This is a genomic window from Acinetobacter sp. YH12086 (assembly GCF_013419345.1).
In the GTDB taxonomy this organism is placed as follows: Bacteria; Pseudomonadota; Gammaproteobacteria; order Pseudomonadales; family Moraxellaceae; genus Acinetobacter; species Acinetobacter amyesii.
This window is the reverse complement of record NZ_VPAF01000005.1, coordinates 152,632-176,622: the sequence shown is the minus strand read 5'-3', so window position 1 is coordinate 176,622 and position 23,991 is coordinate 152,632. Positions and strand designations below refer to the sequence as shown.

Below are 23,991 nucleotides of genomic sequence, written 5' to 3'. Positions count from 1 at the left end.
CGAAACTATCAAGGTAAATGGCTGAACATGACATTGTTTTAATCATTTTATATTTCTACCATGGATAAAAAATCTACACAATTAGAGAAAAATATCCATGGAAGCTGCTTTAAAAGGATTGAAAGTACTCGACTTTTCGACATTACTCCCAGGGCCATTTGCGACCTTGTATTTGGCTGACATGGGTGCGGAAGTTGTGCATATTGAGTCACCGACGCGTCCCGATCTGGTTCGTTTGATGCCACCTTATGCCAATGGGCAAGCCACAGCGCATAGTTATTTAAATCGCAATAAACAATCCATCGCATTAGATTTAAAAGATCCGAAAAGTATTGAATTGATCAAAGCCAAAATTTCAGATTTTGATATTGTGGTAGAACAATTTCGTCCAGGTGTCATGCAACGCTTGGGTTTGGATTATGCAGTTTTGGCCGAAATTAATCCGCGACTTATTTACTGCTCGATTACGGGTTATGGTCAAACCGGACATTACAAAGACCGTGCAGGGCATGACATCAATTACTTGGCTTTATCGGGCATTTCAGGTCATAGCGGACGCCAAGATAGTGGCCCGCCACCAATGGGGATTCAAATCGCCGATGTCGCAGGCGGATCAATGCATGCGATTACTGGCATCTTAGCTGCGGTGATTGAGCGTTACCGTAGCGGTTTAGGACAATATATTGATATTTCCATGACCGATTGTGCCGTCGCATTGAACAATATGGCTGCAGCTGGCGTATTGGCTGCCAATGCGGTAACCGCGGCAGAGACGGCACATCTGAATGGCGGAAGTTTCTATGACTATTATCGAACCCAAGATGGTCGTTATCTGTCTATAGGTGGTTTGGAGCCACAGTTTTTACATGGATTGGCGCAAATTCTCGATTTACCCGCTTTAGCGACGCAAGGCATGTCATTTGATTCACAAGATCAGACTGAAATTAAGCATGCAATTGCCCGAAAAATACTAACCAAAACATGGGCTGAGTGGAAAAAGATTTTTGCCTCTCAAGATGTCTGTGTGGAACCAGTTTTAAGTTTGGACGAAGCTCTAAATTCACAATTGGCCCAAGAGCGGCATTGGTGTGTTGAAGTTCCGCTACAAGAAGGCGACACAATGACACAAACTCAACTGGCATGTCCGATTAAATTTTCTAGATCAGCATTGATTTATACCCATGTGGGTAAAACTTTAGGTGCGGATAATTGGTTATGAATGGTATAAAAAAAGGTGATAAGTTAAACAATAAAACCTTTAAAATCTCTTAATTAGATAAACATCTATGTAAATATTGAGAGTTGTTAACAAAAAAATAAATAAATTATACAAATGTGAGAGTATTATATGAATTATTAACACAATTGGTATATAGGTCTCCAAATGAAAATAGCTGTGAGTAAACTTGGATCTTTATATCTTAGCCTCGGAATAATGCTTGCGGGTTCAGCAACCCAAGCGGCAACTACTGCAGATGCTTTCAGTTCTGAAAGCCCATGGATGTTCGGTGATTGGAACGGTCAACGAACAGCTCTCCAACAGAAAGGTTACGATTTTAGTTTTAGTTATGGTGGCGAATTAGCCACTTTGTTAGATGCAAAGCATGCTTCTGGTCATCACACTGAATATGCGGACCAATTCGCGATCGGGGCATATCTCGATTTAGAAAAAATTGCGGGTTGGAAAGATACAGAAGCGCAAATCAATATCACTGAACGTAATGGTCGTTCATTGTCTCAAACTTCAGATGCATTAAATGGTCATTTAAGTGCAACACAAGAAGTGTGGGGTCGTGGTCAAACTTGGCGTTTGACTGATTTTTGGATCAAGAAAAAATTCTTAGACCAAAAATTAGATATTAAAGTCGGTCGTTTCGGTGAAGGTGAAGATTTCAACAGTTTTGACTGTGACTTTCAAAACCTAGCACTTTGTGGTTCACAAGTGGGTAACTGGGTCGGTGACCAATGGTACAACTGGCCAGTCAGCCAATGGGCTGCTCGCGTGAAATATAACATTCAGCCTGAACTCTACGCACAAGTCGGGGTTTATGAATACAACCCTGAAAATCTAAAACGTGGTAAAGGTTGGAACTTAAGTACCGATGGTTCTAAAGGTGCGATTATTCCTGCTGAAGTAGTGTGGACTCCAAAAGTGGGGACACAAAAGCTTCCGGGTGAATACCGTGCAGGTTACTACTATAGTACCGCTGATGCCGATGTCATTGATAGCCCAATAAATGAAAAAGATCACCATCAAGGTGGTTGGATTGTGGCGAAACAACAACTGACAGCACACAAAGACGATGCCTCACGTGGTTTGAGTGGTTTTGTAAATGTCACAGTGCATGACTCAGACACCAACAATGTGAGTGATATGCAAAACATTGGCTTGGTATACAAAGGCGCATTCGATGCACGTCCTCAGGATGAAATTGCGATTGGTTTAGGTCGTATCAGCGTTAATGATGATGTGAATGATGCAAATATTGCCAATAACAGCGTTGATGCACGCGGTCTACAAAGTGAAGAGTATGACGCAGAAATTTACTACGGTATTCATGCAGCAAACTGGCTGACTATTCGTCCAAATATTCAATATATCCGTCACGTCGGTGCTTACAAAAATGGTGAGAATGCGTGGGTCGGCGGTATCAAATTTCAAACAGCATTTTAATTGATGTCAAATTAGAGTTCTTATAAAAGCAATTCGGTAATTCTGAGAAAAATTACGATATTTCCTCTTGAATTGTTTTTGTAACAACTTCTCTTTGCGACATAAAAACGGTGGTGTGTTGAATGTGTTTCACGCACCAAATACAACATTCGACAATAGAGGTGGTCAACATGAGCAACCCATCTACCGGAACTGGGATGCGAACATTTACCGTCGTTGTGATGGCAATTTTCGCCTTGGTTCTATTGATTGGTGGTATCTGGCTGGCAGTCCTTGGCGGTTCTTGGTACTACATTATCGCCGGCCTGTTAATGCTGGCTTCAGCAATATACTTAAGAAAAATTCAAAACAGTTCTTTATACATTTATGCAGCGTTGATGCTGGGTACAGTGATTTGGGGACTATGGGAGGCAGGTTCTGACTTTTGGGCACTTGCACCGCGTTTTGATATTTTAGGCTTATTGGGCCTTTGGTTACTGATTCCTGCCGTGACACGCGGTATGGAAAATGGCAAAACTGCGAAAATTACATTATCAGGCACACTGGTGATTGCGATTATCGTGATGATCTATTCAATTTTTAATGATCCGCAAGAAATTCACGGTGAAATTAAAAATGCACAACCTCAAACAGCCAAAGCGATTGAGGGTATTGCTCCTGAAGATTGGCCTGCCTATGGTCGTACACAAGGTGGTGTACGTTATTCTCCACTCACCCAAATCAATAGCGACAACGTTAAAGATTTAGAAGTAGCATGGACTTTCCGTACAGGTGAGTTACCAACAGAAAATGACTCAGGTGAAACCACAAACCAAGTCACTCCGATTAAAGTCGGCAATGACATGTTTATGTGTACAACTCACCAACGTTTAATTGCACTTGATCCTGCGACAGGTAAACAAAAATGGGCATTCGATCCTAAGCTTAAAGCAGACAATACCTATCAACATTTAACATGTCGTGGTGTGTCTTATTTTGACGCTGCAAATACCACTCAGTTTGCAAAAAGCTTAGAGAACAAACGCTCGACTTCAACTGAATGTCCGCGCAAAGTGATCTTGCCTGTAAATGATGGTCGTTTGGTTGCAGTCAATGCTGACACAGGTAAAGCATGTAGTGATTTTGGTCATAACGGCGAAGTCGATCTACAAAAAGATATGCCTTATCCGTATCCGGGTGGTTATATCCCAACTTCACCTCCAGTGGTTACTGGCACAACCATTGTGATTGGCGGTTCAACTACCGATAACTTCTCGACTAAAGAGCCATCTGGTGTCATCCGTGGTTATGATGTCAATACCGGTGAATTATTGTGGATCTTTGATACAGGGGCGGAAGATCCAAATGCCATGCCAGGCGAAGGTCAAAAATACTCTGTAGCCTCACCGAATGCATGGGCACCTTTAGCATATGACGAAAAACTTGACATCGTTTATGTGCCAACAGGTGTAGGCACACCAGACATTTTTGGTGGTCACCGTACGCCATTAGATGAACGCTATGCAAACTCTATGTTGGCATTAAATGCATCGACTGGTAAATTGATTTGGAACTTCCAAACCACACATCATGATTTGTGGGATATGGATGTACCATCACAACCTTCATTGGCAGATATCAAAGATAAATCGGGTAATACTGTTCCTGCGATTTATGTCTTAACCAAAACAGGTAATGCATTCGTCCTTGACCGTCGTACTGGTAAAGCGATTGTGCCAATCACCGAAAAAGCGGTTCCACAAACTGTAAAACGTGGTCCACAAACTAAAGGTGAGCATTATTCTGCAACTCAACCGTTCTCTGATTTTGATTTAGCACCAAAAGATAAATTGACTGATAAACAAATGTGGGGTGCCACTATGTTTGACCAGTTGATGTGTCGTGTGTATTTCAAATCATTAAACTACGACGGTATTTATACACCACCATCTGAAAATGGCACATTGGTATTCCCTGGTAACCTTGGGGTATTCGAATGGGGTGGTATGTCGGTGAACCAAGACCGTCAAGTTGCTGTAATGAACCCAATTGGCTTGCCATTTGTCACTAAGTTGATTCCTACAGATCCAAACCGTGAGCAAACTGCGAAAGGTGCGGGTACTGAACAAGGCGTGCAACCGATGTATGGCGTACCTTATGGGGTGGAAATCAAAGCATTCTTGTCACCACTTGGCTTACCTTGTAAACAACCTTCATGGGGCTTTACTGCGGGTGTAGATTTAAATACACATGAAGTGGTCTGGAAAAAACGTATTGGTACAATTCGTGACAGTTTACCGAAATTGTTCCAATTACCTGCTGTGAAAATTGGTGTACCGGGTCTTGGTGGATCAATCTCGACTGCTGGTAATGTCATGTTTGTAGGCGCAACACAAGATAACTATATCCGTGCAATCAATGTAACGAATGGTGATACTTTGTGGGAAGGTCGTCTACCAGCAGGTGGTCAAGCGACTCCAATGACTTATGAAGCAAATGGTAAACAATATGTTGTGATCATGGCTGGTGGTCATGGTTCATTTGGTACAAAACTTGGTGATTACCTTGTTGCGTATGCTTTACCAGATAAAAAATAAGTGATTTTACATCGCTAAATAAAAAGCCCGATTTATCGGGCTTTTTATTGGCTGAAATTCTTTATGTAAATTTATGCTAAGTAATGGAAAAATAATTCAATATATTAATAAATAAAAAGTAAATGACCGAAATCCGCTATATCAGTGAAATTGCGACAGTCTTATCAATAAAATCGCTATTAAATATGTAAAAAACGCATTTTCTTGATAGATGAAATCTCGTTATGCTGTGCATTGTTATAATAGAAATTACTAGCTGTACGCCATGTATTTATATACTGATTTTGACCAGCAACTGGTTAATGAACGTGTTGCACAGTTCCGTGATCAAACGGAACGTTATTTAGCAGGTAAATTGACGGAAGATGAATACCGTCCACTGCGTCTTCAAAACGGCCTTTATGTACAACGTTATGCACCGATGCTACGTATTGCAGTACCTTATGGCCTGATGAATTCTAAACAATTACGTAAAATTGCGTCATTGGCTCAGGACTATGACCGTGGTTATGCGCACGTATCTACTCGTCAAAACATTCAGTTTAACTGGCCTGCACTAGAAAATGTGCCTGATATGTTACAAGAGCTCGCATCTGTTCAAATGCATGCGATTCAAACTTCGGGTAACTGTATTCGTAACACAACCACTGACCAATATGCAGGTGTGGTTGCAGGTGAAATTGCTGACCCACGCCCAACGTGTGAATTGATTCGTCAATGGTCAACTTTCCACCCAGAATTTGCTTTCTTGCCACGTAAATTCAAAATTGCAGTTTCAGCACTGGAAGAAACTGATCGTGCGGCAACGTCTTTCCATGATATCGGTGTGTATATCGTGAAAAATGAAGCAGGCGAGATTGGCTATAAAATCAAAGTTGGTGGTGGTTTAGGCCGTACCCCAGTGATTGGTAGCTTTATTCGTGACTTCTTGCCACGTGAAGATTTGATTGCTTATTTAGAAGCGGTTCTTCGTGTATATAACTTACACGGTCGTCGTGATAACAAATATAAAGCGCGTATCAAAATTTTGGTGAAAGCATTAACACCAGAAGTATTTGCAGAGAAAGTGGAAGCTGAATTTGCACATACCATCAAAACTTTAAAAATTGATGCTGATACCTTGGCGAAAATGGATGAGAACTTCACACCATTTGATTACCAAGATTATGCGGATGAAGATTTTGCAGAGCAATTTGCCGCAGAGCCGAAATTTAAACAATGGTTCAACATCAACACCAATGCACATAAAGTTCAAGGTTACCGCATCGTTACGATTTCTTTGAAACGTGCGGGTATTGCACCGGGCGATATGACCGTTGAAGAAATGAACCTAATTGCTGACTTGGCTGACAAATATACCTTTGGTGAGTTCCGTACCACACATGAGCAAAACATTGCGCTTGTAGATGTACCGCAAAAAGATTTGTTTGATCTATGGAAAATCCTTGATCAACACAATCTTGCACGTGCGCATATTGGGTTCTTAACCGATATCATTTGCTGCCCAGGCGGTGACTTCTGTTCATTAGCGAACGCGAAATCGATTCCAATTTCTGAAGCGATCTCTCGTCGTTTTGATGACTTAGACACTATTTACAATTTGGGTAAATTGGATCTGAACATCTCTGGCTGTATGAATGCGTGTGGTCACCACCATGTGGGTAACATCGGTATTTTAGGTGTTGACAAAAAGGGTGCTGAGTTCTATCAAATTACTTTGGGTGGTAATGCCGACCATGATGCATCAATTGGTGACATCTTAGGCCCATCATTTGCAGCCGAAGTTGTACCAGACATCATCGAAGAAATCTTAAATACTTATCTAGACCTTCGTGCAGAAGGCGAAGAGTTTATTGATACTTACCGCCGTGTTGGCATCCAACCATTTAAGGAGCGTGCATATGCTTAATACAGCACTACAAGTCCTCTCTAAAGATGGCTCGATTGCAGACAATACTTACCAAGTCATTGGTGAAGATGGTGTGTTGCCACAAGGTGACGTGGTTTTAACAGTTGAGCAGTTAGATCAACTTGCGAATGTGTCTGGTAAAAAAGCACTTTTCGTAACGGTGGATGCTTCACCTGAAACCAATGAATTCCCGCTTGATCAGTTAGATGCAATCTTTATCGAGTTTGCTGGTTTTAACGATGGTCGTGGCTATTCATTTGCTGCGTTGTTACGTCGCCAAGGTTTTCAAGGCGAGCTACGTGCAACAGGTGATGTATTCAAAGACGTGTTGAACTACATGAAGCGTTCAGGTTTCGATACTTTTGTGGTGAAAGAAGGTAAAGATATTGCTGAAGCCGCTGCTGGCTTAGGTGATTTTACCAATCCATACCAAGCATCAACTGCTGTGCCGCAAGCACATTATCAAACAGGTGCTTAAGTACCTTTATTGATAAAAAAAAGCCTCCATTCGGAGGCTTTTTTATTGATCAAAATACTTTTAATGAGTGATTATTCGTTTTCAAGCTGGCAATTGACCATCCATTTAATACCGAACTGATCGGTAAATGCACCATACAGTGCACCCCAAAAGGTCTTTTCGAGAGGCATTTCTATAGAGCCACCTTTGGACAATGCATCAAACAGTCGTTTGGCCTCAGCTTGTTCACTGCTTTCTAAATTAATCGAAATATAATGATTGCTGCCTACTGTAAAGGGTTGGTTAGTTTGTGTACAAAATTGTTCGCTGACATCTGAGGCCATCAGCACGGTAAATTCATTGATCGGTAGGGAAATATGCATAATCTTTTGCAGTTCTGTATCGGATAGTGAAATGCCATCCTCAGCAGGCATATCACCATAACGCATCACATTGAGGAATTCTCCACCAAGTACAGAGCGATAAAAATTAAAGGCTGCTTCGGTATTGCCTTGAAAATTCAAGTAGTGATTGAGCTGCATAATGGTCATCCATTTTTTATTATGTCGACATTTATTTTAAGAGCCTTTGCTGACCTGTATGTGAACAATTTATGTCTAAAATGTAAGCATAAAAAATCCCTCTTACAGAGGGATTTTCAGTCTCCCTCCTTTATTAAAGGAGGGATTAGGGGAGGATTAAAGAATATTCTCTCTAAATCGCCCTTTGTGAAGGGAGTCAGCAGAGCATTAAAGCAATTCAATCGCCACAGCAGTCGCTTCACCGCCACCAATACACAGTGCTGCAATACCGCGTTTACCACCTGTCCGTTTTAATGCATGGATCAGCGTTAATATAATGCGTGAACCTGTAGAACCAACTGGATGTCCAAGCGCACAAGCACCACCATTGATATTTACTTTTTCAGCATCTAATTTAAATTCATCAATAGGGCACATCGTGACCATCGCAAAGGCTTCATTGATTTCCCATAAATCTACATCAGCAACATTCCAACCCGATTTATCTAGAACTTTTTGAATTGCGCCTACAGGTGCAATAGTAAATTCTGAAGGATGCTGTGAATTTGATGCATAAGCCACAATTTTTGCGAGCGGATTTAAGCCATTTGCTGATGCTTGTTCTGCTGATGTTAATACTAAAGCAGACGCACCATCAGAAATAGAACTGGCATTGGCAGCGGTAATTGTTCCATCTTTAGCAAAAGCAGGGCGCAGTGTTGGAATTTTTTCGATATTGGCGTTAAAAGGCTGTTCATCTTTATCGATAATCACATCGCCTTTACGACTCGAAACAGTGACAGGCACGATTTCGTCAGCAAAATAACCCTCAGTAATTGCAGTTTGAGCACGTTTAAGCGAGCGAATGGCGAAGTCATCCATTTGTTCACGTGTATAGCCTTTGGTATTTGCCATATCCTGCGCAAAAGAACCCATGAGTCGGCCCGTTTCTGCATCTTCTAGGCCATCTAAGAACATATGATCTTTAACGTCACCGTGGCCCATACGGTAACCAGCTCGTGCTTTGGTCAAAACATAAGGGGCATTGGTCATTGACTCCATACCACCTGCAACGACGACTTGAGCCGAACCAGCCTTAATCATATCTGCCGCTTGCATCACGGCCTTCATACCTGAACCACACAGCTTGTTGATGGTTACGGCACCAGTTGAATCTGGAAGACCGGCTTTACGCATCGCTTGACGGGCGGGACCTTGTTTCAGACCAGCCGGAAGCACACAGCCCATAATGACTTCTTCAACATCTGTCGGTTGTAAACCCGCGCGTTCGATGGCTGCTTTAATCGTAACTGCGCCTAATTCTGGTGCAGTAACTGCGGCTAAACTCCCTTGAAAACCACCCATTGCTGTACGGGCACCATTCACGATGACGATATCAGTCATTACATGTCTCCATTTTCTTATACATTAATATTTTAATACGTCAGCAGTATAAGTAAAATTGAACAGGAATAAAGCAAATTTAAAAAGCTGTTTTGGACTCGCCGGTTCTCAAATTAGCAACTGGCTGGGTTTTCAAATCGGATATGTCCCATTCGACTTAAGACCGCTCGGATCGGTTGAAGTCTTGATTTCGAACAGTAGTAGAAACTGCCATTTGAACCATTGGGTAAACCTGAGCTGGCTTGAAAGGTGAGACTTGGAATGTGTAGAGTCCCACGCCAAGAGAGATCGCCATATTTTAAATTGAGTTTGTCTTGTCGTAATATTTTTTCATTTGCATCGACTTGACGGTTTTTATTACTGTCAATAAATATGATCAGTCCACTGTTCCAGTTGTTAGGTTGGCAAAGTTTAAAGTCAAGACTAGGACAAATCACAATATTGGAGTGATAAATTGTGGCCTGAGCCCGTGCGAATGCATTGTGATTTTGAATAGTCGATTTGATGTTATTCGCTTCTCGCTGCGCCATTAAATTGTTGAAATGTGGTAAAGCTATCGTCACGATAATGACCATAATCGCGATTGAGACCAAAAGTTCAAATAACGTAAAGCCGGTTTCTTTATTGTAAAGCATTGATTTAATCCAAAATTTAATATTATTTTTATATGTCTAATGTTATATGTGTTTTTAATGGCGATATTAATTTTGAGTATAGAATTTTATTACTCAATTTTAGATAAAGCTGTTAAAATGAAAATAGCAAGTGACAATAGGCGATTCACTGCTCAAAATTGAGTAAAAATTTACCGAATTACAACGGAAATTGTAAGTAATTTTGTCAATAATTTACTTGATTAGATTAATCAAGCACTTGGAAAAAGAAAAAAGTGTTTGTATGATTCAGCGTGAATAGCTTAAAAAAAAAACTGGGGTATAAGAAAGCCTATCTCAGGATAGCCAATTTTTCGGCTTGAGCTTGAACAACAATTGTTATCTCTGGAGGATAAATCCATGAAAATGAGTCGTATTGCATTAGCAATGCTCGTAGCTGCTCCTTTAGCAGCTGCAAACGCAGGCGTAACTGTTACTCCATTAATGCTTGGTTACACTTTCCAAGATTCTCAACACAACAACAGCCGTGGTAACTTAACTGAAAGTCCTGAGCTACAAGATGACTTGTTTGTTGGTGCAGCACTTGGTGTTGAATTAACTCCATGGTTAGGTTTCGAAGCTGAATATAACCAAGTTAAAGGTGATGTAGACGTTGATTTCGGCGAATACAAACAAACTCAAATCAATGGTAACTTCTATGCTACTTCTGATTTGATCACTAAAAACTATGACAGCAAAGTTAAGCCATATGTATTGTTGGGTGCTGGTCACTACAAATACAAATTTGACGAAGCTGCTGCTCGTGGTTTAGCTCCATCTGCACAAGCTCGTGGTACTACTGAAGAAGGTACTTTGGGTAATGCTGGTTTAGGTGCTTTCTGGCGCTTAAACGATGCTTTATCTCTACGTACTGAAGCTCGTGCTACTTACAACATCGATGAAGATTTCTGGAACTACACAGCTTTAGCTGGTCTTAACGTAGTTCTTGGCGGTCACTTGAAACCTGCTGCTCCTGTAGTTGAAGTTGCTCCTGTAACTCCAGTTGCTCCAGTTGCTCCAGCTCCTCAAGAGTTGACTGAAGATCTTAACATGGAACTTCGTGTGTTCTTTGATACAAACAAATCTAACATCAAAGATCAATACAAACCTGAAATTGCTAAAGTAGCTGAAAAATTAGGTGAATACCCTAATGCTACAGCTAACATCGAAGGTCACACAGATAACACTGGTCCACGTGCTCTAAACGAACGTTTATCACTAGCTCGTGCTAACTCTGTTAAATCTTCACTTGTTAACGAATACAACGTTGACCCAGCTCGTTTATCTACTCAAGGTTTCGCGTGGGATCAACCGATCGCTGACAACAACACTAAAGAAGGCCGTGCTATGAACCGTCGCGTATTCGCTACGATTTCTGGTAGCCGTACTGTAGTGGCTCAACCTGGTCAAGCTCAATAATTTGAGTTTAACTTCGGTTAGAAAAAAGCGGCTCTTTTGAGTCGCTTTTTTTGTGAAAAAATTAAAAAAGAGACTTAAATTTGGCTAAAAGGCACTAACCAAAATGCCTTATTAACTTTTGAATAATCGTAGGATGTAAATGGATACATCTATTCAAAGGTTATAAAGCATGTAAAAATTCAAATTATTTGTATGTTAATTAATCATTTGTTTGCCTGAGAACTTTAATTTAACATGCACAGTTTGTGTTTTTATTTTTTAGAAATTAATAATAAACAATTATTTACATTTGTCTTATCTACAATTTATAAAAAATGAATATTTATATTTTTCATTAAAAAAAATATTATAATCGAGATTTATGATGCAGTTAAGAATTATTCTAAATATAATAATGATTCTTATTCAAATAAAACTAATCTTGAAATGATGAATAATTTTGCAAAAACACACTTAGTACGTTCAATAACTATGGTGCTACTCGGTGTTGGAGGGGCTACTTCTGTGCTTGCAGCGGATACAACGGTGCTTGAGACAATTGAGGTTGAGGTACCTGTAGAAAAACAAATTGCGAATGGCAAGTTAAAAGCAAATACAGACCTTGGTGCATTGGGAAATCAAAAAATTGTTGATACGCCATTTAGCGTGACGGCATATAGCGAAAAACTGATTGAAGAACAGCAAGCGATCACCGTGGGTGAAGTGCTGAGAAATGATGCGAGTATCCGTATTACAACTAACCAAGGTCATTTAAACGAAAACTTTAATATTCGTGGCTTTGACATCAATCATGATGATATTGCATTGAATGGTATGTATGGTATGGCACCTTATGGGCGTGTACCAACTGAATTTTTAGATTCGGTTACTGTATTGAAAGGCCCGAATGCCCTGGTTGCCGGTATGTCGCCTGCTGGTGGGGTCGGTGGTGTGGTCATCGCTAAAACTAAGCCTGCAGATAAAGAAAAAACTCAAGTTTCAGCTTCAATGGAAGAAGGTGGTTTTTACCAATCAGGTTTTGACGTTTCGCGACGTTTTGGTGCTGAAAAAGAATTTGGTCTACGTGTGAATGGTGCTTATGGTCAAGGTGAGCACATTATTGAAGGCATGGAAGATAAACATGCATCAGGTGCAATTGCTGCAGACTATACAACGGATAAGTTAAAACTTAATTTTGATGCCTATGCGGTACGTGATGATCGTAATGGTGGTTCACCTGCGATGGTAGGCTTCATTTCATGTGAAGGAATTACTAATCCCAAAAAATGCACTAAGCCTTTACAATTAATGGACGCTCCTGAGGGGGATACTAATTATTTCTCTAATTTAGAAGGTCACACCAATACACAATTTGCGGGGTTATCAGGAGAATATAAATTTAATGATACGTTGCAATTTAATGCTGGTGTTGGTCAAGTCGAGAAAAAATATCGTGGTCATATCTTTGGTACACGCTTTATTGTAAATGATAGTAATACTGGCGATGCAACTTCTCAATATTACCGTGTAGGTATGAATGAGAAGAACACAACTGCGAATTTTGGAGTAGTTAGTAATTTCAGTACCGCTGCAATAAAACATACTTTGGGTTTACGCGCAGACTATTTGGAACGCAAAACGAGCCAGCATAGCGGGCAAGGTGCAACACCAGTAGAGTATCCGACTAATATTTATGATCCTAGCTCTAATGAAATGATGCCTGAAGGTAAGCCACTTATGGCTTCATTATTGGATAATAAATATATTAGTTATACTCTTACTGATCAGCTTTCCCTGTTAGATGATAAATTGCAGCTGATTGTCGGTGCACGCTATCAGGATATCGATACCAAGAATTTACAAAGAAAGACTGGCTATCAAGATGATAAAATTTCGCCTAGCTTAGGTGTTGTGGTTAAACCTTTTGGTGAGAATCTTTCTATTTATGCAAACTATGTAGAGGGACTTTCTGAAGGGGTAACGGTGAATAACGTTGCAGATGCTAACAATAATGTTACTTTCGCGCCATTTCAAACTAAGCAATATGAATTGGGTGCAAAATATCAAGCAGGTTCTTGGTTGAATACATTTGCCCTTTATCAAATTGAAAAACCATCGACCATGGTATCTTCATATTCTGATGGTCAACCCAATAGTACAATCAATCAAATTACCACAGATGATGCAGAAACACGTTCACGTGGCGTGGAATGGGCATTTTCAGGAGAGATTTATACAGGTCTAAATCTGATGGGTAGTTTGGCTTATATCGATGCTGAATATACCAAAGCAGCGGTGAAAAAGGGTGTAACTAATCAAGGTAATTCGGTATATGGTATTCCTGACTTTACCGCAACGCTTGGCTTAGATTATGCAGTACCTTATGTAGATGGATTAAATGTGAATGCGCGTGCAAATTATGTGAGTGAACAATATTTAAATGAAACTAATAGTCTTAAACTACCAGACTATACAATCTTAGATTTAGGTGCGCGTTATAAAACCAATTTGGGTGGTGTAAATACTACATTCTTAGCCAATATTGCTAACGTGACTGATGAGAAATATTGGGAAGGTACATTCAACTCAGGTTATGTCTTAGTGGGTGGTCCACGTACCTATAAAGTCGGCGTGACTTTTGATTTCTAAGTTAGTTTAATTTTTTTAATATAAAAAGCCACCTATTTAAGGTGGCTTTTTTGTTGATGAGTTATTCACGGAATATATTGCTTCACCACACCGTCATCGAGGAGTTGTTGGAAATGCTCAACCACACTGTTTTGAATATTGCGGTATTCGATCCCTAATTCTTTCTTGCTCTTATCTGCATTAAAGTAAATTGGGTAGCCCATATTGAGTTCAACAAATTTACGTGGGAAGCCAGCAAGAGGGCCAAATGCCTTAAAGGCAAACTTCGGTAAGGTATTGCGCGGAAATGGAAATTTATTCCCAAAATGTGCGCGTAATAATTTGCCCATGTCTAATAGGCTTAGTGTGCCGCCACTAATAATATAACGTCCGCTTGCTGCGGGATTGAGAGCTGCTTGTACGTGCGCATCGGCAACATCGCGAACATCGACGATACCATTCCACATTGGTGGAACACCGGCCAAAGTCATGCCATTGGCAAACTGTTGTAGCACTTCAACGCTTCCTGACTGTGTTGACGCTGTTAAAGATGGCCCCATGACCAGTGCTGGATTAACACAGACCAGATCCCAACGGTTTTGTGCTTTTTGCATATCCCATGCTTTTCGCTCTGCCATCACTTTTGAATACGGATAAGGCTGATGCGTCTCAGAGCTAGAAGTGTTCCAATGCGATTCATCAAATTCATTATGCTCGGTCTGTAGAATATCAATGGCATCACCATAGGTTGATGCGATGCTTGAAGTCACGACAACACGTTGTACAGATTCTGTTTTATTGACACTGTTGAGCACATTTTCAGTGCCTAAAATAGCCGGCTCAATAATGTCTTTTATTGCGTCTTTATAGTTGGTCACTACAAAAGGGGATGCCATGTGGATCACAATGTCACAACCTTGCATGGCTGAATCAAATGCACCCTCATCCAATAAATTGGCTTGGAACAGTTTTAAAGTGCCAGTTGTATCAGCTGCAATTTTTTCGAGATGTGCAAATCCTGATGTTTTATTCAGATCACGAACTGTGGCATGTACCGTGTGCCCTAATTCAAGTAAGTTTTTAATGACCCAACTGGCAATATAGCCTGTCGCGCCTGTGACGAGTATCTGTTTTGTTGTCTTGCTATTCATATTCTTCAACTTTAATAGACGCATTTTTATCATATTGAGAATATTTAGTTTTGTCTTTGATTGATTTGAAAAAATATATGTTGATGATTGGGTTTAATGCGCACTAAATTCAGCAGAGAATGCTGTAAAAGTACTTTTTTATTGATCTTAAAAACGTAAATATGGGATGAATGTTGGATAGATGTATATTCTTATGAGTATGGATGCAAAATCTCACAGAAAAATGGACAAAGAGTCATATCTAACTTGTCAGCTTTAATTTAAAGCCTAGATAAGAGTTATAGGCTTCTTCATTTCGTATAACAGCCATTATGTTAAATAGTTTATTTCTATTAGCTTCTGTAAAGCTCAATAGTAAATTAAGCTAGTTTCTTAATGTGACAGAACCTTATTATTTGCAGGAATGTATTTGAGATTTTGGTAAGTAGATCAGAAATTATGGAACAAAGAACAAAACGTAAGAGAATTAAAGAAGGTGATGTGATTGCAATTAATTTGGGGAATCTAAGCTATGGCTATGGCATAGTTTTAAAATCTCCATTGGCAGGGTTCTACAATTTACAGACGAAAAATTTAGAATTGAATGTTAATTTCATAACATCACATTCGATTTTGTTTAAAGTACCTGTCATGAATTACGCATTTAAATCCGAGAAATGGCCTATTATTGGGAATGTAGAATTAAATGACGATTTAAAACAGAAGGTTTACTTCTTTAAGCAAGATATGTTTGATCATTCAATTTCTATTTATTATGAAGATGGAACTGAAGGTATCGATATTCCAGCAACATATGAAGAAGTAAAAGATTTGGAACGTGCTGCTGTATGGGATCCTGAACATGTAGAAGATCGTTTAAGAGATCATTTTAATGGTGTTCCGAATGAGTGGGTTAAACAATTACGCCCTAAACCCTCTGCATCTTAAAATTAACATAATACACGCTATACGAAATCCTATTTTTATTTGATATAAATCGTTGCTTTATGCTGGTGCGAAAAACCCAGACATCACCGAGTGGAATTTTTTTTGATTCTTCATGTTCCGCGACTATTATTTAATCAATGTTCCAAGGTTTTGTTTAATGATATAGCAAACAAAAATGTCTAGCTAAAATAAGCATAAATATCCTAGTCGTTATTCATTCTGAAGATAGACAAATAACAGGATTGGGGCGTCATTGACGCCTTAAATTCACGTACAATATTGACTAATTTGTAGGTATAGATCCTGCCTTATCAGATGATTCTGTTCTCCCGTTAAATATTGGCATACACATGGCGCAAGTAAAGAAATCTTTTCCGCAGCAAAAATCGGAATTACATGCACGAAATCTGCATCGCAGTCGTTACGATTTTCCTCAACTCATTAAGAGTTGTCCGGAACTTGCACCTTTTGTCAGCCCAAATAAATATAATGATTTATCGGTAGATTTTTCTGATCCACACGCTGTGAAAATGCTCAATAAAGCATTGCTTAAGCATTTTTATGGCATTCAATATTGGGATATTCCCAAAGATTTTCTTTGCCCGCCTATTCCGGGCAGGGCTGACTATATTCACTATTTGGCTGACTTGTTAAGTGCCAACAACAAAGGGCAGATTCCAACAGGACACACCGTTCAAGTCTTAGATATTGGGGTTGGTGCGAACTGTATTTATCCGATTATTGGTCATCGCAGCTATGGCTGGAAATTTGTAGGCTCAGACATACATGCTGCATCGGTTAAAAGTGCTCAATTTATTGTGGAGGCAAATCCGAATCTGCGTAAAGGCATTCAGATTCGATTGCAAAAAAAAGCGAGCAATATTTTTAATGGTGTGATTAAACCTTCAGATCGTTTTGATTTGACCATGTGTAATCCACCATTTCATGCCTCGCAAGATGAAGCCAACGCGACAGCAACGCAAAAATTAAGAAAACTGGGCAAGCCAGTTGATCGGAGCAAGGTGGTATTAAACTTTGGCGGTCAAAAGAACGAACTCTGGTGTGATGGCGGCGAAGAGCGATTTGTCTGCCAAATGGTACAAGAGAGCATCCAGTTTGCTGAACAATGTCTTTGGTTTAGTACGCTGGTTTCCAAGAAAACAACATTGCCAGTGCTTTTAAAGGCCTTAGCGAAGAGCGGTGCAGTGGATGTGAAAACCATTAAAATGACGCAGGGACAAAAAGAAAGCCGTTTTGTCGCTTGGACTTTTTTAGATTTAAGGCAACAGCAAGCGTGGAAGAAAGCACGTTGGACTTCAGCTTAAGTCTGTCTTCGTTGGAGATTTTCGCCTTGTCTTTGACAGCAATGCATAGGGCATCAGTATAAAGTTTCCTATAGCGATAAGCACAGTGTGTTGAATCAATCTGGAGATATTTTTGCTAAACAAGATGTATTGTTAATTGTTACAAAAAACAGCATCCAGCGATTTTTGATTATTTCGTGTTCTAAATGCCTTGAATATTCTGCAAGGGCTTCTTTTATATGTGAAAAATGCGCGGAATTGAACTGCAAATGCGTATGTTTATCATTTAAATTATATAAAAATCATAAGCTTACAAAAATTATATTTTGCATTCATTTTGAAACTTGTCCATAATATTTGAAAAGGGTATGGAGTGAAGAAAATGCGTGGCAATCCAGAAGTCGTAGACTACTTAAATATGCTGATCGGTGGCGAACTGGCTGCTCGTGATCAATACTTAATTCATTCCCGTATGTATGAAGATTGGGGCTTAAGTAAAATCTTTGAACGTATCGATCATGAAAGCCAAGAAGAAGGCTCACATGCAGATGCATTGATTCGTCGCGTATTGTTCCTTGAAGGAACGCCGAATATGAATCGTGATGATATTGAAGTCGGTACAGACGTTGTGACTTGTTTAAAAGCGGATTTGGCGCTTGAATATCATGTTCGTGAGAAACTTGCTCAAGGCGTAAAATTGTGTGAAGAAAAGGGTGACTATGTGACCCGTGATATGCTCCGTCAGCAAATGTCAGATACTGAAGAAGATCATACCTACTGGCTTGAAAAGCAAATGCGTTTGATCGAACTCATTGGTCTTCCAAACTATATTCAGTCTCAAATGTAATTTAAAAAATATCAAAATAAACCCAGCTTCTGCTGGGTTTTTTATTGGACCATGAAAACTATTGTTGTAGTTTTTTGATATCTGCCAAAACTTGCGCCGCATGTGTCTGTGTATTCACACTACTGTAGTGATACACAATAATGCCTTTCGGATCAATCAGAAAGGTTTCACGTTTGGCAACTTTCAAAATCCCTAAGTTTCGTACAATACCTAACTGTGTCGCCAGTTTATGTTGTTGATCGGCAAGAATTGGAAAGGGAAGTTGTAGTGCTTTAGAGAACTTTTGATGTGATGCAACATCATCTAAGCTTGCGCCCAAAACAACAGCATTACTTTTTAAAAATTGTGGATATAGGGTTTTAAATTGATTGGCTTCTTCTGTACAACCGGGTGAGTTGTCTTTAGGGTAAAAGTACAGAACGAGCCATTTCCCTTGATATTGCTTCAGTTCGTGCCATTTTTCATTTTGATCTTGCAATTTAAAGTTGGGTGCGGGTGTGCCTATCCATTGTTTTTGTTTGTTTTGATTGGTGCTGAGTATGGATGTTTCAGCAACTGTGATTTGGGTAGTTGCTATTAAAGCACATGTCATGAAACAGATTTTTAGCAATGAAGAAACTTTCATAGAGCATCAGTTTATATTGTTCTTTATCTGATCTTAGCAAATTTTAAAGCGCTGTAGGCTAGCTGATTTTATATTTATTGAAGTAGATTTCGAATGTCTTTTGGCAAATCGGTTGATGTGCTGAAATGCCACTATCAAACGTGCTCTGAACTTTTATACTATTTGGAATCGTTTAATTTTAGAGTTTGCATTGAAAAAACAGATTTTACTTATTACTGGATGGGGCGGAGGTCGTAAATTACTTGCTCCTTTACAGCAGGCATTGATCACCCAAGGTTATCAGGTCGAATTATGGAATATTTTTGATGCCTTAAATCTAGCAGTGCTGGAACAGAAAGTTGAATTGGCGCAGCAATTTGATGTGATTATTGGCTGGTCCCTTGGTGGTCAATTGGCGACGATTTTGGTAGATGAAATTCAAAAAAAATATCAACAACAGAAAGTGCTGATCACATTAGGCTCAAATCCAAGTTTTGTAGCTGATGAACAGTGGCCTGCTGCGATGGATCAAGCGAGTTTTCAAAGCTTCAAACAATCTTTCGAGCAGGATGCGATTTCTACCTTAAAGAAGTTTGGTTATATGGTTTGTCAGGGTACTGATAGCACTAAGCAAGATTTCATCACCTTGCAAAGTTTGATTCAAGCGCAAAATTTAGATGTGCTTCGAGCAGGATTGAACTGTTTGGAGAAGCTTAATAATGTCAGTATCTTGAAAAATTACACTGGTCATCAATACCATTTGTTTGCTAAGCAAGATTATTTGGTTAGTTACAAAGTTGGACGCTTACTGCATAATTTAGCTGTAAAGTTTTTGGAGACTGAATTGGTTTCTGGCTCACATGGCTTTCCCTTGTTTCAATCTGAAGTCATAAGTTGCAAAATCTGCCAATATTTAAAGAAAATAGAACAAATCTCTGAATAGCTGGGCTTTATGGCAATTTATTTTTCATTGGCGTGGGGGTAACATCTTGCCACATTGATGTTTAAGCCTGATACATGGAGTGAGGGATGGCCAATTTAACCGATCTACAATTTGATCAGCAACATATTTGGCATCCCTATACATCGATGACTCAGCCCCTTCCAACGTTTAAAGTGAAACGTGCGCAAGGGGTAATGATTGAGCTTGAAGATGGTCGTCAATTGATTGATGGTATGTCTTCATGGTGGTGTGCAATTCATGGTTATAACCATCCCGAGCTAAATCAAGCTGTGACCGATCAACTGCAACAAATGTCACATATCATGTTCGGTGGATTGACGCATGATCCGGCAATTCAGTTAGGCAAATTGCTCCTTAATATTACCCCGCCCAGTCTAGATAAAATTTTTTATGCAGATTCAGGCTCAGTGGCTGTAGAAGTGGCATTGAAAATGGCGGTGCAATATTGGTCGTCATTGGGTCAAACCCAAAAGACTAACTTTGTGACGCCGCGTTCGGGCTATCACGGTGACACTTGGAATGCGATGTCTGTGTGTGATCCCGTGACTGGGATGCATCAAATTTTTGGCCCAAGTTTGCCCAATCGAATTTTTGTTTCTGCGCCGCAAATTGGCTTTGAGCAAGCGTGGAATCCTGCGGATATTGCTGAACTAGAAAAGACTCTCTCAGAACAGCATGAAAATATTGCGGGATTGATTCTAGAGCCGATTGTGCAAGGTGCAGGAGGCATGCGTTTCTACCATCCTGAATATTTGCGTCAAGCTAAATTACTCTGCGAAAAATACAATATCTTGTTGATCTTCGATGAGATCGCGACAGGTTTCGGGCGAACAGGAAAACTCTTTGCTTGGGAATGGGCCGCAGTTGAGCCAGATATTATGTGTATTGGCAAAGGACTGACAGGCGGTTATATGACCTTGTCTGCAACCCTGACTACGCAGAAAGTCGCGAATACGATCAGCCAAGGCGAAGCGGGTGTGTTTATGCATGGCCCAACCTTTATGGCAAATCCGTTGGCATGTGCTGTGGCTGTAAAAAGTACCGAACTGCTACTTTCTCAAGATTGGCAAGCCAATATTCGACGTATCGAAGCTCAATTGAAGTTTCATTTACTAGCACTTTCATCGCTTGAACATGTCAAAGATGTACGAATACTTGGTGCAATTGGTGTGGTGGAATTGACCTTTAATGTAGATATGAAAACCCTACAACAGGAGTTTGTCCGTCGTGGTATTTGGATTCGTCCATTCGGTAAGCTGGTTTATGTTATGCCCCCATATATTATTTCAGAGCATGAATTAAAAAATTTGCTAGAACAAATGGTTGAGGTGGTGAAAAACATGGTGCAGCCAGCATGAATCTGCTCAACCATTTTTCAGATCAACTTGATCAACTAAAACAGCAAGGCAACTTACGTCAGTTCACTTCAAATCATCAGCATGATCGTTACATTAGTATTCACGATCATACCATGTTGAATTTAGCGTCAAATGACTATTTAGGTTTGGCTTCAAACCTACATCTACGTGAACAGTTTTTTGATGAAACCCCGAACGCACAGCGTTGGATGAGTTCATCCTCATCGCGTTTATTGACAGGAAACTTTTCTGAATATGAACAACTTGAATCAACATTAAGTGATGCCTTTCATGGTCGATCTGCACTGTTATTTAACAGCGGCTATCACATGAATATCGGGATTTTACCTGCACTGGCAGACAGTAAAACCTTGATATTGGCGGATAAGTTAATTCATGCCAGTTTGATTGATGGCATCCGATTATCGACTGCGAAATATGTACGTTATCGCCATAATGATTTGGCGCATCTTTCTCAGCTTTTATGCAAATATCATGAAGATGAGGCTTTTGAGCGGATCATTGTGGTGACTGAATCGATTTTCAGTATGGATGGTGATGAAACCGATTTGGCTGAACTGGTACGGATCAAAAAACAATTTTCCAAAGTGATGTTGTATGTCGATGAGGCGCATGCGATCGGTGTGCGCGGTGAGCGTGGTTTAGGCTGTGCTGAGCAATATCGGGTGATGGATGATATTGATCTTTTAGTCGGGACATTTGGTAAAGCACTGGCTTCAATAGGGGGATATCTCATCTGTCATGCGATTATTCGTGACTATTTGATTAACTCGATGCGACCGTTGATTTTTAGTACCGCACAGCCCCCGATCTGTATGGCGTGGACAGATTTTATTTTCAAGAATGTTTTAAATTTAAAAGCAGAGCGTCACCATTTACAGCAAATCAGTCAAAATTTGCAACAAGCTGTGCAAGCCAAAGGTTTTGATTGTCCATCTACATCACATATTGTGCCTGTCATTATTGGCGAGTCGAATAAAACAGTTGCCAAGGCTCAAGCTTTGCAAGCGGCAGGTTTTTATATCATGCCTGTACGTCCACCCACTGTGCCGCAGCATAGTTCGCGCTTACGCATTTCACTCACTGCTCAGATTACACAAACTGATTTGGATCAGTTGACTCAATTGTTGTGAGTGACTTGTGAATAATTTTGAGATTGATAAATCCCAAGTGGCGTTACGCTTTGCTCAGGCAGGGCACAGCTATGCTGAACATGCCGTAGCACAAAAAGAGATTGCTCAACATTTATTTGAGTTGATGCAGCAGTATTGTCCAAAGTTGCAAAATCATCCTGTGGAAACGCTTTTTGAAATTGGATGTGGCTCGGGGAATTTAAGCCATTTAATGCTGGAAAATATGCAAATCAATCGTTTGGTTTTAAATGATCTATATGCAGAAATTCAACAGCATTTTCAGTCAAGTCCGCAGATTCATTACAGACTTGGAGATATCGAACAACTTGAATTTCCACAGCATATCGACTTGATCGCATCGAGTTCGGCTTTGCAATGGGTAGGGAACTTTGCGGGCATTGTCGAAAAAGCCTTTCAAAGTTTAAATCCAGAGGCATATTTTTGTTTTTCGACCTTTGGACAGCAGAATTTACAGGAAATAAAAGCTTTGACTGGGCAGGGTTTGGACTACCTCGATATCGACATGCTTCAAGCTATATTAAGTCAAAATGGTTTTGAAATTCTGCATCTTTCAGAGCAGACAGCGGCATTATATTTTGATCATCCAAAGCAGGTTTTGCAGCATTTAAAAGCGACAGGTGTGACTGCGACAGCCTCACATTTTCGTTGGACGAAACAATCGCTCTTTGATTTTTATTCAGCATATCAACAGTTTTCTTTGCGTGATGAATCTGGGCAGATGCGTTATGCACTGACCTATCATCCGATTTTTTGTATTGCACGGAGAATGCCATGACAGGGCAAGTTTATTTCATTAGTGGGATCGATACAGGCATCGGTAAAACATATACCACAGGCTATTTGGCTAAAATATGGAATGAACAAGGGGCGCGAACGATCACGCAAAAGTTGATCCAAACAGGCAATGTCGATATTTCTGAGGATATAGAACAACATCGTCAAATTATGGGTACGGGGTTGTTGGTCGAAGATGAAACCAAACTCACGATGCCTGAAATATTTAGTTATCCTGCGTCGCCACATCTTGCTACCAAAATTGATGGACGTGACATTGATTTTGCTAAAATCGAATACGCTACAAAACGTTTAACTGAAAAATATGACAACGTTTTAGTCGAAGGTGCGGGTGGGTTGATGGTGCCATTAACCACGGATCTTTTAACCATCGACTATGTTGTAGAGAAACAATATCCCGTTATTTTGGTGACATCAGGTCGTTTGGGCAGCATTAACCATACGATTTTAAGTTTGGAAGCACTAAAAAGTCGTGGCTTAGTGCTTTATGCACTGGCTTATAATTTAAATGATGAATCGCAAGATGCATTGATTTCTAAAGATACTGCGGAATATTTAAAAGCATATTTAGCCAAACACTTTCCAGAGGCGTTATGGATTGATGTTCCTGTATTGGCATAATGGGCTAACTCTTTATATTGACAAT

At 39.9% G+C, this 23,991-nt stretch carries 20 protein-coding genes; 15 read left to right on the top strand and 5 right to left on the bottom strand.

Annotated elements, in window-relative coordinates; genetic code table 11:
• Positions 1-97 precede the first annotated feature (97 nt).
• The 5 genes from FTU29_RS08155 to FTU29_RS08135 all read left to right on the top strand — a co-directional run bounded on the left by FTU29_RS08155 (position 98) and on the right by FTU29_RS08135 (position 7,637).
• Complete coding sequence (locus FTU29_RS08155) at positions 98-1,219, top strand: CaiB/BaiF CoA-transferase family protein (protein ID WP_078194258.1); 1,122 nt, start codon at positions 98-100, stop codon at positions 1,217-1,219.
• Positions 1,220-1,435: 216 nt separating this feature from the next.
• Positions 1,436-2,674 carry a carbohydrate porin gene (locus tag FTU29_RS08150; protein ID WP_257226910.1) on the top strand — a complete coding sequence of 413 codons (1,239 nt, stop codon included), beginning with the start codon at positions 1,436-1,438 and terminating at the stop codon, positions 2,672-2,674.
• A gap of 170 nt (positions 2,675-2,844) precedes the next feature.
• Positions 2,845-5,250 (top strand): glucose/quinate/shikimate family membrane-bound PQQ-dependent dehydrogenase, encoded by a 2,406-nt coding sequence (locus FTU29_RS08145; RefSeq protein WP_180085419.1) that lies wholly within the window; start codon positions 2,845-2,847, stop codon positions 5,248-5,250.
• Positions 5,251-5,515: 265 nt separating this feature from the next.
• A complete protein-coding gene (locus FTU29_RS08140) occupies positions 5,516-7,159 on the top strand; it encodes a nitrite/sulfite reductase (protein WP_180121286.1) in 1,644 nt (547 codons plus the stop codon).
• Positions 7,152-7,637 carry a DUF934 domain-containing protein gene (locus tag FTU29_RS08135; protein WP_168379542.1) on the top strand — a complete coding sequence of 162 codons (486 nt, stop codon included), beginning with the start codon at positions 7,152-7,154 and terminating at the stop codon, positions 7,635-7,637. The genes FTU29_RS08140 and FTU29_RS08135 overlap by 8 nt, the downstream gene beginning before the upstream one ends.
• 71 nt (positions 7,638-7,708) lie before the next feature.
• On the opposite strand, the gene FTU29_RS08130 is transcribed toward FTU29_RS08135, so the two are convergent.
• The 3 genes from FTU29_RS08130 to FTU29_RS08120 form a co-directional block, all read right to left on the bottom strand.
• Positions 7,709-8,158: a VOC family protein gene (locus FTU29_RS08130; RefSeq protein WP_180121284.1), complete on the bottom strand. Its 450-nt coding sequence runs from the start codon at positions 8,156-8,158 to the stop codon at positions 7,709-7,711.
• Between the two features lie 207 nt (positions 8,159-8,365).
• The gene (locus tag FTU29_RS08125; RefSeq protein ID WP_180121282.1) at positions 8,366-9,541 is read right to left on the bottom strand and encodes an acetyl-CoA C-acyltransferase; all 1,176 of its coding nucleotides are present in this window, start codon (positions 9,539-9,541) and stop codon (positions 8,366-8,368) included.
• 113 nt (positions 9,542-9,654) lie between these two features.
• A complete protein-coding gene (locus tag FTU29_RS08120; RefSeq protein ID WP_180121280.1) occupies positions 9,655-10,176 on the bottom strand; it encodes a GspH/FimT family pseudopilin in 522 nt (173 codons plus the stop codon).
• A 378-nt stretch (positions 10,177-10,554) separates the two neighbouring features.
• Here FTU29_RS08120 and omp38 point away from each other — a divergent pair, with 378 nt between their 5' ends.
• Positions 10,555-11,613, top strand: a complete 1,059-nt coding sequence (gene omp38 / locus FTU29_RS08115; protein WP_180077451.1) for an outer membrane protein Omp38 — start codon at positions 10,555-10,557, stop codon at positions 11,611-11,613.
• A gap of 429 nt (positions 11,614-12,042) precedes the next feature.
• Entirely contained in the window at positions 12,043-14,241 is a 2,199-nt protein-coding gene (locus tag FTU29_RS08110) for a TonB-dependent siderophore receptor (protein WP_180121337.1), read from the top strand.
• 65 nt (positions 14,242-14,306) lie between these two features.
• Here the strand turns inward: FTU29_RS08110 and FTU29_RS08105 are convergent, their stop codons facing one another.
• A complete protein-coding gene (locus FTU29_RS08105) occupies positions 14,307-15,371 on the bottom strand; it encodes an aldehyde reductase (protein ID WP_257226908.1) in 1,065 nt (354 codons plus the stop codon).
• A 438-nt stretch (positions 15,372-15,809) separates the two neighbouring features.
• On the opposite strand from FTU29_RS08105, the gene FTU29_RS08100 reads away from it, so the two are divergent.
• From FTU29_RS08100 to bfr, 3 genes are all read left to right on the top strand, one after another.
• Positions 15,810-16,298, top strand: a complete 489-nt coding sequence (locus FTU29_RS08100) for an immunity 26/phosphotriesterase HocA family protein (RefSeq protein ID WP_180121275.1) — start codon at positions 15,810-15,812, stop codon at positions 16,296-16,298.
• A gap of 350 nt (positions 16,299-16,648) precedes the next feature.
• Positions 16,649-17,623 carry a 23S rRNA (adenine(1618)-N(6))-methyltransferase RlmF gene (rlmF, locus tag FTU29_RS08095; RefSeq protein ID WP_180121273.1) on the top strand — a complete coding sequence of 325 codons (975 nt, stop codon included), beginning with the start codon at positions 16,649-16,651 and terminating at the stop codon, positions 17,621-17,623.
• A 361-nt stretch (positions 17,624-17,984) separates the two neighbouring features.
• On the top strand, positions 17,985-18,449 hold the full coding sequence (gene bfr / locus FTU29_RS08090) for a bacterioferritin (protein WP_067762676.1): 465 nt from the start codon (positions 17,985-17,987) through the stop codon (positions 18,447-18,449).
• Between the two features lie 58 nt (positions 18,450-18,507).
• Here bfr and FTU29_RS08085 read toward each other — a convergent pair whose 3' ends face one another.
• The gene (locus FTU29_RS08085) at positions 18,508-19,041 is read right to left on the bottom strand and encodes a peroxiredoxin (RefSeq protein WP_373423589.1); all 534 of its coding nucleotides are present in this window, start codon (positions 19,039-19,041) and stop codon (positions 18,508-18,510) included.
• Between the two features lie 223 nt (positions 19,042-19,264).
• Here FTU29_RS08085 and FTU29_RS08080 point away from each other — a divergent pair, with 223 nt between their 5' ends.
• The 5 genes from FTU29_RS08080 to bioD all read left to right on the top strand — a co-directional run bounded on the left by FTU29_RS08080 (position 19,265) and on the right by bioD (position 23,966).
• Positions 19,265-19,996, top strand: a complete 732-nt coding sequence (locus FTU29_RS08080) for a YqiA/YcfP family alpha/beta fold hydrolase (RefSeq protein WP_180121271.1) — start codon at positions 19,265-19,267, stop codon at positions 19,994-19,996.
• 86 nt (positions 19,997-20,082) lie between these two features.
• Complete coding sequence (bioA, locus tag FTU29_RS08075; protein WP_180121269.1) at positions 20,083-21,375, top strand: adenosylmethionine--8-amino-7-oxononanoate transaminase; 1,293 nt, start codon at positions 20,083-20,085, stop codon at positions 21,373-21,375.
• A complete protein-coding gene (locus FTU29_RS08070) occupies positions 21,372-22,529 on the top strand; it encodes an 8-amino-7-oxononanoate synthase (protein WP_180077438.1) in 1,158 nt (385 codons plus the stop codon). The genes bioA and FTU29_RS08070 overlap by 4 nt, the downstream gene beginning before the upstream one ends.
• Positions 22,530-22,536: 7 nt before the next feature.
• On the top strand, positions 22,537-23,325 hold the full coding sequence (gene bioC / locus FTU29_RS08065; RefSeq protein ID WP_180121267.1) for a malonyl-ACP O-methyltransferase BioC: 789 nt from the start codon (positions 22,537-22,539) through the stop codon (positions 23,323-23,325).
• Positions 23,322-23,966, top strand: a complete 645-nt coding sequence (gene bioD, locus FTU29_RS08060; RefSeq protein WP_180121266.1) for a dethiobiotin synthase — start codon at positions 23,322-23,324, stop codon at positions 23,964-23,966. Before bioC ends, bioD begins: the two co-directional genes overlap by 4 nt.
• The last annotated feature ends 25 nt before the right edge of the window (positions 23,967-23,991 follow it).